Annotated in this window: 11 protein-coding genes; 7 read left to right on the top strand and 4 right to left on the bottom strand. The window is 57.0% G+C overall.

The features are described from left to right. Both ACH2EH_RS18650 and ACH2EH_RS18645 read left to right on the top strand, forming a co-directional pair. On the top strand, window positions 1-889 hold an 889-nt coding region (locus ACH2EH_RS18650; RefSeq protein WP_395143985.1), incomplete at its 5' end, for a hypothetical protein. Between the two features lie 69 nt (window positions 890-958). Next, a complete protein-coding gene (locus ACH2EH_RS18645; RefSeq protein WP_395143983.1) occupies window positions 959-1,447 on the top strand; it encodes a hypothetical protein in 489 nt (162 codons plus the stop codon). Window positions 1,448-1,507: 60 nt separating this feature from the next. Here ACH2EH_RS18645 and ACH2EH_RS18640 read toward each other — a convergent pair whose 3' ends face one another. Then, window positions 1,508-2,695, bottom strand: a complete 1,188-nt coding sequence (locus tag ACH2EH_RS18640; protein ID WP_395143981.1) for a type IV pilus twitching motility protein PilT — start codon at window positions 2,693-2,695, stop codon at window positions 1,508-1,510. Window positions 2,696-2,699: 4 nt separating this feature from the next. Next, on the bottom strand, window positions 2,700-4,490 hold the full coding sequence (locus tag ACH2EH_RS18635; RefSeq protein ID WP_395143979.1) for a GspE/PulE family protein: 1,791 nt from the start codon (window positions 4,488-4,490) through the stop codon (window positions 2,700-2,702). A gap of 349 nt (window positions 4,491-4,839) precedes the next feature. On the opposite strand from ACH2EH_RS18635, the gene ACH2EH_RS18630 reads away from it, so the two are divergent. From ACH2EH_RS18630 to hscB, 5 genes are read left to right on the top strand one after another with little or no spacing between them, the layout of a single operon-like run. Beyond that, complete coding sequence (locus tag ACH2EH_RS18630; RefSeq protein WP_395143977.1) at window positions 4,840-5,307, top strand: RrF2 family transcriptional regulator; 468 nt, start codon at window positions 4,840-4,842, stop codon at window positions 5,305-5,307. An 8-nt stretch (window positions 5,308-5,315) separates the two neighbouring features. Continuing rightward, complete coding sequence (locus ACH2EH_RS18625) at window positions 5,316-6,536, top strand: IscS subfamily cysteine desulfurase (RefSeq protein WP_395143976.1); 1,221 nt, start codon at window positions 5,316-5,318, stop codon at window positions 6,534-6,536. Between the two features lie 34 nt (window positions 6,537-6,570). Further along, on the top strand, window positions 6,571-6,963 hold the full coding sequence (iscU, locus tag ACH2EH_RS18620) for a Fe-S cluster assembly scaffold IscU (protein WP_395143974.1): 393 nt from the start codon (window positions 6,571-6,573) through the stop codon (window positions 6,961-6,963). 5 nt (window positions 6,964-6,968) lie between these two features. Continuing rightward, entirely contained in the window at window positions 6,969-7,328 is a 360-nt protein-coding gene (locus tag ACH2EH_RS18615; protein ID WP_395143972.1) for a HesB/IscA family protein, read from the top strand. Between the two features lie 2 nt (window positions 7,329-7,330). Next, window positions 7,331-7,879, top strand: coding sequence for a Fe-S protein assembly co-chaperone HscB (gene hscB, locus ACH2EH_RS18610; RefSeq protein ID WP_395143970.1), 549 nt, complete (start codon window positions 7,331-7,333; stop codon window positions 7,877-7,879). 83 nt (window positions 7,880-7,962) lie between these two features. Here the strand turns inward: hscB and ACH2EH_RS18605 are convergent, their stop codons facing one another. Beyond that, entirely contained in the window at window positions 7,963-8,583 is a 621-nt protein-coding gene (locus ACH2EH_RS18605) for a 5'-nucleotidase C-terminal domain-containing protein (RefSeq protein WP_395143968.1), read from the bottom strand. Further along, window positions 8,564-9,707 (bottom strand): peptide chain release factor 2 gene (gene prfB, locus ACH2EH_RS18600; RefSeq protein WP_395143966.1). Its coding sequence is split into 2 segments (ribosomal slippage), with 1,143 coding nucleotides annotated over them: window positions 8,564-9,649 and window positions 9,651-9,707; the frame shifts between segments, so codons are not numbered across the junction. This gene is flagged as partial in the annotation. The genes ACH2EH_RS18605 and prfB, both read right to left, overlap by 20 nt.

The following is a 9,707-nucleotide window of genomic DNA, read 5'->3' as shown; positions in this document are numbered from 1 at the left end:
CCGTAAGCCACTCTTCGACGGGGCAGTTCGCTCTAACAGCCTGATCCTCCTCGGAGCAGCGGCAGCGGTCGCGCTGGAGGGGAAAGTCCAGACCAGTGATATCGCCGCAGATGCCGAAGCCTTCGGTTTCACCGCAGACCCTCAGGGATTTGGGGGCCGTCTGCGCCTCTACGGCAGCCTGGGAAAGACCCGCTACCAGTTCGAGGGCAATGCACTCCGCATTCTTTCCGGATCGAATACCCAAGGCTACGATGCTCTCTCCGTGGCCTCGATGGAGCGGGAGATGAGTAAGGACCTGACCATATTCGCAGGTCGGCGTCGTTTTTACAGCGGCCCCGCGCTTTTAGCACTCAATCGTTCCCAGCTTGTTGGCGAGCGCTACAGTGCCGTGGGCGCGAGCGTGAACCGCAACGGAATGCGCACCGAGGCGGCCTGGCTCTACGACTCCAACCCGGATGTACGGGGAGCCCAGAGTGGGTTCGTCGCATCGTCAACGCGGCAAGTGGGCGGCGGCACGCTCGGAGCGCAGCTACTGCGCGTGGGTAGCCTCAACAACGGAACGGGCTACACCGTCAGCGGCTCGATGGCTCTGTCGCCCGGTGCAAACCAGATGGATGCCTACGGCGAAATTGGCGTGGCTCCCGATAAGGCGGGCATTGTGACCCTGGGCCTCTACTTCCCCTGGATCTACCAGGCGAGCGATCTGGATGTCTATATGGAGTACTCCAGCCACGAAGGCCTAGGCTACAGCACGACACTCACCGCGAGCCGGGACATGACAGGCGGAGCGAACCTGCGGGTATTTGTGGGCAATGGACGGCGAACGTTCCTCCAGAGCGGCGATTTTTTTGGCGGAGTCGGTCTGAGCTACCCGCTCACCCGGCGCTAAAAAGAGGCAGGCGAGCTTCAGGACTTCTTCACAATTGAGGCGTACACTCAAGACTACAGGAGGTTGGATATGAAACCAGCAAAATGGCAAGTGATGGGTGGAATGGCTCTGGGAGCCGCTCTCACCCTTGGTATGGCGGCGACGATGCAGCAGGCAAGTGCTCAGCAGACTAAGTCGGATAAGAGCACGGCATCTCAGTTGGTCGCTCAGGAGCTTCCTCAACCGCCGCAGGGTGGCTTTGGCGGACAAGGCGGCTTTGGCGGCCCTCCCGGTGGTGGCCAGGGTGGCTTTGGCGGACAGGGGGGGCCTCCCGGTGGCGGGGGCTTCGGTGGACAAGGGGGTGGTCGTGGCCAAGGCGGTCCCGGCGGCATGATGGGGATGATGGGAATGGGCGGTGGCGGTGCAAGCATTACTGCAACCGAGAAACATGTCTATGTCCTGCGTGGAGACCAGCTTCTTCAGTACTCCGTAGACGGCCTGAAGCTAACAGCCAAGGCAACTTTGCCCCGGCCTGAAGGCCCCCCAGGCGGTCCCGGCGCACCGGGCGGCGATAGGTAACTAAATAGAATACGCCCCCGGATCGCTTGATCCGGGGGCGTTTTTTGCGTGTTGCTCTTTCTACATCCGGCGAACACGGGCACTGGTGGGATCCTGCTGCGCCATCTCCGCCTGCATGAGCATGTTCTCTAGCTCCGTGCGGTTCATCGCGCGCTGGAGAGCCATGTCCTTGGTGATCAAGCCCTTCATGGTCATATCCCGAAGACACATGTCCATCGTCTGCATCCCGATATTTCCCGATGTCTGGATCATCGAAGTGATCTGGTGCGCTTTGGCCTCACGGATGAGGTTGCGGATAGCGGGAGTGGCGATCATGATCTCCTGGCAACAGACACGTCCCCCACTGATACGAGGCAGTAGCTGCTGTGTGAGAACGGCGATCAGGTTGTTGGAGAGCTGGAGACGGACCTGCTCCTGCTGACCTGGGGGAAAAGAGTCCACGATACGATCAACGGTTGAGGCCGCTGAGTTGGTGTGAACGGTCGCGAACACAAGGTGGCCGGTTTCCGCCGCAGAGACCGCCAGAGACATCGTCTCAAGATCGCGCATCTCCCCCACCAGAATGACATCCGGGTCCTCTCGAAGAGCGGCACGCAGGGCGTTGGCAAAGCTTTTGGTATCCTGGCCGAGCTCACGCTGGTTCACTACGGACATCTTGTGACTATGCAGGTACTCGATCGGATCCTCAACCGTCAGGATATGCTCCGAGCGATGAAGATTGATATCATTGACCATCGCTGCCAGAGTCGTGGACTTACCTGAGCCAGTCGGACCTGTGACGAGAACCAACCCACGGGTGTGGTGCGTGACTTTCTCGACAATCGCTGGCAACTGGAGCGATTCCAGGGTCGGGATCTTGGTAGGAATGGTTCGAAACGCTGCGGCAACCGTCCCCCGGTCACGGTAGAGGTTAACGCGGAAACGGCAGGAGCGCCCCAGCGCATAGGAGTAGTCCAGCTCCATCGTGGACTCAAACTTCTGGATCTGCTCATCGGTGAGGATATCGTAGTTGATGCGCTGGCTGGTCTGCGGCGTGAAGGGCTCGTACGGCGCTTGCAGCAGCTTTCCATCCACCCGAATAACGGGCGGCAGGCCCGAGGCAATGTGCAGATCCGAAGCGCCCTTGGTCTCAAAAACCAGGTGCAGCAGCTCATCAATATGCGCATCTTCCAGCGAGCGAAGCCGCCCGCCCCCCGCCCCGACCATGCGCTCTGGCTGGGGGATTTCTTCAGGTCCCGTGGTTGACATAGGTTTATCCTTCTCCGGCAGTAAAGACGACGCGGCGGACTTCCGGAATATCGGTGATCCCACGCAAGATTTTAATCAGCCCATCCTCACGCATCTTTTTCATTCCGCCCCGGGCAGACGCATCGGTAATATCACCCAGCGGTGCGCGGCGGACAATCAAGTCGGCGATCTCGTTGTTCATGGTAAGCATCTCATGAATACCTGTACGACCTTTGTAGCCCGTCTCACCACAGACATCACAGCCGCGCCCTCGGTAGAGGGTCACCGGCTGATCCAGGTCGGTTGGCCCCAGACCAAACTCAACCATGGACTCGTGAACCATCTGCTTGCCAAAGTTAAAGGGTAGGAGATCCCGAGTAGTTCCCTGGTAGGTCTCTTTACAGCTCGCGCAGACCGTACGGCCAAGGCGCTGGGCAAGAATACCAATCAGGGTTGCGGCGATAAGAAACGGCTCCACCCCCATGTCCGCCAGACGCATCGTGGCCGACGGCGCATCGTTGGTGTGGAGGGTTGAGAGAACAAGGTGCCCCGTCAGCGCCGACTCAATCGCGATATCGGCGGTTTCCAAGTCGCGCATCTCCCCCACCATAATGATGTCTGGATCCTGACGAAGAAAGCTTCGGAGGGCGTTGCCAAAGCCCAGACCCGCTTTTTTATTGATCTGAACCTGAGTCACTCCCATCAGCTCATACTCAACCGGATCCTCAACAGTGATGATATTTCGCTCGATCTTGTTGAGCTTATGCAGCACGGAGTAGAGTGTGGTCGTCTTGCCCGATCCCGTTGGCCCCGTCACAATAAACATACCGTTGGGCTGCTCGACGAGCTGCTCCAGCGGCACCATGACCTCCGGGCGGAAGCCTAGGCGCTCCAGACCGATCTGGGTCGAGGACTTATCAAGAATACGCATGACGATCTTCTCGCCGTACATCGAGGGCAGACAGGAGACGCGCATGTCGTAGTCTTTTTTATTGTGCTGCAGACCAATACGACCATCTTGCGGAACGCGGCGCTCGGCGATATTCATGTCCGACATAATCTTACAACGCGCCGTCACCGAGTTCTGAATGAGCTTAGGAATCGCCATCACCTCGCGCAGAACGCCGTCAATGCGGAAGCGAACACGCATGCTCCGGCGAAACGGCTCCATATGGATATCCGACGAGCCCATCTCAATGGCCTGCGAGAGAATAGCATTGACCATCTTGATGATTGGAGCCGCATCAGAATCGTCCCCCTCCACCCCGATCTCATCGTCTTTGCCACCCCGGCGCTCGTTCTCCAGACCTTTGGCAAGCATTAAAATCTCGCCGAAGTTCCCATTGTTCGCGGGTCCCGACGATGCGACAGCCCCACCAGAAGTGGGGGTGGTCGTGCCGAAGTTTTCCTTGATAGCCGCCTCAATATCACTTGGCGCAGCCACGAGGGCACGAATTATTGGAATACGCGAGGCGACTTTGATGTCATCTATAGCGGGGACGTTACGAGGATCCGCAATAGCGACATAGAGTGTCTGGCCGTCTTTTCGGACAGGAATCGCCTTGTGCCGCATGACGACATTCTGCGGGACGACATTCAGTGCAGACGACTCCGGTTTATGCTTTGTAATATCTACAAACGGAAGCCCCTCAGACTCCGCCCAACACTTGTAGACATCTACCTCCATCGCAAAGCCTTTATCAATAACAGCCTTACGGAGATCCCCTCCAGCAGCCTTGGCTTCTTCTAACTGGGCGGCGGTAACAAACTGTTTCTCTAAGAGAATGTCAGCAAGACTTTTTCGTGCGAATGCCATTTGAGTCAACCCTCCCCGAAGTGACCGCTCCTACAGGAACGGATAATGATGCCAGCGATACCCCGAAAAAATCTCGGATCAGTCGCGGTGACGGGTATGCTCTTGTGGTATGAAGCGTGCCGTTTCAACACTGAAATTTGTACTCTCAACCCTACTCCCGCCGAAGAAAACTTTTGTCTTGTTGCGTGGTTGCACAACAGATAGCCGATTATAACACAGTGCGGTTTTCTAGTGCAATTCAAACAATTGTTTTTATAATATTGACAGATGGATCAGACGCCGATATGATAGTTACGATATCACCGACTCTTTCTATCGGCGACAATAAAAATCGGGAACTCAACACATCGTGTTCACGTTTACTAAGAAGACAGACTATGCCCTCCTAGCACTTTGCTACCTGGCAACAGAGAGCACAGAGCGCCTGACAGGGCCCCGTGAGATTGCACAGCGCTACGAGATCCCTGCCGAGCTCCTTGCAAAAGTGATGCAGACGCTTGCGAAACGGCAGCTCATTCTCTCGGTGCCGGGGCCGACGGGCGGCTACCGACTAGGACGCGAGGCGGCTAAGATTTCGATTGCGGAGATAGTTGAGGCAACCGATGGCCCCCTAGCGATCGCACAGTGCTGGGAAGAAGCGGGCCTAGATGGCTGTCAACAGTCACGAAACTGCCACCTGCGCGGGCCTCTTGCTCAAATCCAGGAGCAGATGGCTGAGATCCTGCGTCAGATGACCCTGGCTGATCTGCTTACCCCAGAGCCGCTCCGTGGAAGACGATTCGTGAACACGCTGCCACTTGTGATGGCCCAGAAATAAAAAATATAATGAGTGTCAAACTACCAATCTATCTAGATAATAACGCCACCACGCGCACCGATCCCCGTGTGGTTGAGGCGATGCTTCCGTACTTCTCCGAGATCTATGGCAACTCCGCCTCACGCAGCCATAGCTTTGGTTGGGCCGCCGAGGATGCCGTCGAGAACGCCCGTGGCCAGCTCGCCAAAGTCATCGGAGCCGACCCCAAGGAGATCATCTTTACATCAGGAGCCACGGAGTCCAACAACCTTGCGATCAAGGGTATCGCGGAGATGTACGCGGAGAAGGGCGATCATATTATTACAGTCGCCACCGAGCACAAGGCCGTTCTTGATACCTGCAAGCACCTTGAGAAAGACGGCAAGAGCGTTACCTATCTTAGCGTTGGCTCCGATGGACTCATCAGCCTCGACGAGCTAAAGGCCGCAATCACCGACAAAACAATCTTGGTCTCGGTCATGGCTGCCAACAATGAGATCGGGGTCATTCAGCCAATGAAGGAAATTGGCGCAATCTGCCGCGAGAAAGGCATTCTCTTTCACACCGATGCAGTTCAGGCCTATGGCAAAATCCCGATGAACGTGAATGAGCTAAATATTGACCTGCTCTCATTCACTGCACATAAAATCTATGGTCCCAAGGGAATCGGTGGCCTCTATGTTCGCCGCCGCAACCCCCGTGTCAAGGTTACAGCACAGATTGACGGTGGCGGCCACGAGCGCGGCTTCCGCTCAGGAACCCTTAACGTCTCAGGCATTGTCGGTTTCGGGAAAGCCGCCGAGCTGCTCATGGAGGAAATGGCAACCGAGACCGAGCGTCTCGTGGCTCTGCGGGAGCGCATGACCCACAAGATCATGGATGCCTGCCCGAGCTGCTACATCAACGGCCACGCCACCCAGCGTCTCCCTGGCAACCTCAATATAAGCTTCGAGTTCGTCGAGGGGGAGAGCCTGCTCATGGGCCTAAAAGATGTCGCCCTCAGCTCTGGATCCGCGTGTACGTCGGCCTCTCTGGAACCGAGCTACGTGCTCAAGGCCATGGGCCTAGGCGACGAGCTGGCGCATAGCTCACTACGTTTTGGTATCGGGCGCTTCACAACCGAAGACGAAGTAGACTGGGTCGCCCAAAAAGTCGTCAGCGAGGTGAACCGCCTGCGCGAAATGAGCCCTCTCTGGGAGCTGCATCTTGAGGGCGTGGATCTCTCGACCGTCAAGTGGAACGCACACTAGAGACGCCGATTTCAATCGGCGGGAGAAAAATAAAATGGCATACTCTGAAAAAGTTATTGATCACTATGAGAACCCGCGCAACGTGGGCTCGTTCGACAAAAATGCGGAAGACGTCGGCACTGGAATTGTTGGTGCCCCGGAGTGCGGCGACGTAATGAAGCTTCAGCTTCGCATCAACGAGCTGGGTATTATCGAGGACGCGAAGTTCAAGACTTTTGGCTGTGGGTCCGCTATCGCCAGTTCCAGCCTCGCCACCGAGATGGTAAAGGGCAAGACGCTGGAAGAGGCAATGAAAATCAAGAACACGGATATTGTCCAGGAGCTCGCGCTTCCGCCTGTGAAAATCCACTGCTCCGTTCTCGCCGAAGACGCCATCAAGGCCGCTATCGAGGACTACCGAACCAAGCAAGCTCTCAGCATTAAGTAAAATCCATGGAAACGATTCCGACAACCGACCCTATTGTCGTACTCACCCCAGCGGCAGTTAAGGCGATCAAACGCCAGGCAAAAAAAGCGGGACAAGAAGGCGCTTTTTTGCGCCTGGGCGTGCGCGGGGGCGGTTGCTCGGGGCTTTCCTACGTGATTGACTTCGAGCGAGACCCCGACCCTGAGTTTGATATGCTCTATCAACAAGAAGACCTCGGGGTTGTGGTAGATATTAAGAGTGCTAAGTTCCTCAAAGACACGACCCTTGACTACGACATCAAGAACCTGATGGAAGGCGGCTTTGTCTTCGCGAACCCTCAAGCGGTGCGCTCCTGCGGCTGCGGTACCAGTTTCACTGCCAAGTGACGATGCCTGATTTTCTTAATCCGACGGCCTCGTACTTCGAGATTCTCGGCGTGAAGACGGCGGCAAGTGACTTGGAGATATCGGCACAGTTTCGCACCCTCTCGCGGCGTTTTCATCCGGATCGCTTTGCCGCCGCCACTGCCGAGATCCTGGATGACGCGCTGACCTCAACGGCGCTGGTCAACGATGCCTACCGCACCCTCAAAGACCCGTTCACCCGCGCCGAGTATCTGCTCCGCCGAGAGCGAAGTGCGAAGCTAGGCGAGCTGCGCGACTCCAAGCCACCCAAAGCGCTTTTCGCCACCGTGATGGAGCTGCAAGAGGCGCTCATGGAGTTCCAGGACGGCGACGAGAGCCAGCGGACTCACTTAGAAGCCGCACACGTCGAATTCACCGAAGCCTACGCCGCACTCAAAGCGCGGCTGAGCCAGCTCTTCATCGCCTACGATAGCGGGGAGACAGATGTAGCCCTGGACGGTATGCAGGAAGTGGCAGCCACACGCGGCTATCTCCGGCGCGTGCTGGACAATCTCAACAAAACCCTGGGCTAGAACTAAAAACCCTGTTACTGAATTTTTACGGGGAACACTTCGTCGAGGGAGGCAACAATGTATTTTGAATTGGGCAACAAGATCTACTTGTCTACTCGAACGATGCGTCCCTCGATCTTGCCAACTTGTCCCGTGGGCAGGGCGCGTAGCGCAGTGCCAAGGGTGATAGCTTTTGTGCCCGGGAGAATCTGGTCTTTTTTCCAGATCTGGAAGTAGCCTTGCTGACCATCGGCGAGTGGGCGCGTGGTGGCGACTTTGTAGAGCTTCTTGGGGTCGAGAGGCGCTCCGCTCACCGTGACTTTTACCACACGCTCCCCAATGTCATGACTGGCATTGTACTGAAAAGTGAGCCCCGAGACCTGGAGAAAGCCCGCGAACGGGGTTCCGGCAAAAGACACCGAGCGCTCCAGGGCGTCTTTTAGCTGGCTACCACGCACACTGAGCACCACGATCTCATCGGTAGCGGGATCAAGCAGAGCCGTTGCCGCCTCAGCGGAGACGGCCTTACTGCCCTTGAAGGCGGCAGCGGGCACCAGTGCGACATCTGCGCTTGCACTCAGCCGAACGGCATCCGCCACCAAGTTTCCCGCCTCGGCCTCGCCAAGACGGATCGCGGTTTTCTCCGGCTGTGCCTGTACAGGAAGCGCCAAGCCCCCTAGTAACAAACCTACCAGTGCCAGAAACTTAATCTTCGTCGTTTCCATCGGTTGCATCTCCTGCTGCTCCTTTACCGGCAAACCAGCGCAAATACCCTAGCTGCAGCGCCTCAAGGTTGCCGTCCATAATCGCATTCACATCGGTCAGCTTCACCCGACTCCGGATGTCCGTCACCTGCGTGTAGGGCTGAAAGACATAGTTACGAATCTGACTTCCCCACTCGATACGCTGCTGATCGCCACGTAGCTCGGCCATCTTCTGATCGAACTTGCGCGCCTCGACTTCCGCAAGCTTTGCTCTTAAGACGCGCATCGCGACCTCTTTGTTTTGTAGCTGACTGCGCTGATCCTGGCAGGTCACCACAATATTGGTAGGGATGTGCGTGATGCGCACAGCACTACTGGTTTTATTCACATGCTGGCCACCCGCACCGCTTGCCCGAAAGGTATCGAGCCGCAGGTCTTTGTCATCAATCACCAGCTCGCTGTCGTCTTCGATCTGCGGAAGCACTTCCACGGCAGCAAAGCTGGTCTGGCGCTTGCCGTTGGCGTTGTAGGGAGAGATTCGTACCAGGCGGTGTACCCCGTGCTCGGAGCGCAGCATCCCATAGGCGTTTCGTCCCGTCACAAATACAGTCGCGGAGGAGATTCCCGCCACTTCTCCGGGAAGTTCCTCATTGACTTCCGCCTGGAAGCCATTGGCCTCCGCCCAGCGCAAGTACATCCGCAGAAGCATCGCGGCCCAGTCACAGGCTTCCGTTCCGCCCGCGCCCGGCTTGATCTCAAGAATGGCATCGTGGGCATCATACGGACCGGACAGAAGCGTGGCATTTTCCACCTTGTCCATGCCTGCCGTGATTGCTGCCGTCTCTGAGCGCACCTCAGACTCATACGCCTCCGGGTCTTCGTCGGACTCGGCCATCTCGATCAGTACCAGTGTGTCATCCAGCTTACGTCGCAAGTCTAAGTAAGGCAGTACCTCCTCTTTCGCTTTTGCGAGCGCTTGCATGGTCTTCTGGGCACGAGCCACATCGTCCCAGAGCGCGGGCTCCCCCGCGAGAGCTTCGAGCTGCGCTATCTCTTTATTTCGACGGGGAAGGTCAAAGATGCCTCCCGATATCGTCGAGGCGCTCCGCAAGCAGGCTCAAATCTTTGGATATATCCGCCAGCAT

Origin of the sequence: Armatimonas sp. (assembly GCF_043760365.1) — a bacterium.
GTDB lineage: Bacteria > Armatimonadota > Armatimonadia > Armatimonadales > Armatimonadaceae > Armatimonas.
This window is presented reverse-complemented; position numbering and strand designations above follow the sequence as displayed.

Bases quoted from the DNA above. Each gene is read 5' to 3' on its own strand.
- ACH2EH_RS18645 (WP_395143983.1), top strand. From the start codon at position 959: ATGAAACCAGCAAAATGGCAAGTGATGGGTGGAATGGCTCTGGGAGCC.
- ACH2EH_RS18640 (WP_395143981.1), bottom strand. From the start codon at position 2,695: ATGTCAACCACGGGACCTGAAGAAATCCCCCAGCCAGAGCGCATGGTC.
- ACH2EH_RS18635 (WP_395143979.1), bottom strand. From the start codon at position 4,490: ATGGCATTCGCACGAAAAAGTCTTGCTGACATTCTCTTAGAGAAACAG.
- ACH2EH_RS18625 (WP_395143976.1), top strand. From the start codon at position 5,316: ATGAGTGTCAAACTACCAATCTATCTAGATAATAACGCCACCACGCGC.
- iscU (WP_395143974.1), top strand. From the start codon at position 6,571: ATGGCATACTCTGAAAAAGTTATTGATCACTATGAGAACCCGCGCAAC.
- ACH2EH_RS18615 (WP_395143972.1), top strand. From the start codon at position 6,969: ATGGAAACGATTCCGACAACCGACCCTATTGTCGTACTCACCCCAGCG.
- hscB (WP_395143970.1), top strand. From the start codon at position 7,331: ATGCCTGATTTTCTTAATCCGACGGCCTCGTACTTCGAGATTCTCGGC.
- ACH2EH_RS18605 (WP_395143968.1), bottom strand. From the start codon at position 8,583: ATGGAAACGACGAAGATTAAGTTTCTGGCACTGGTAGGTTTGTTACTA.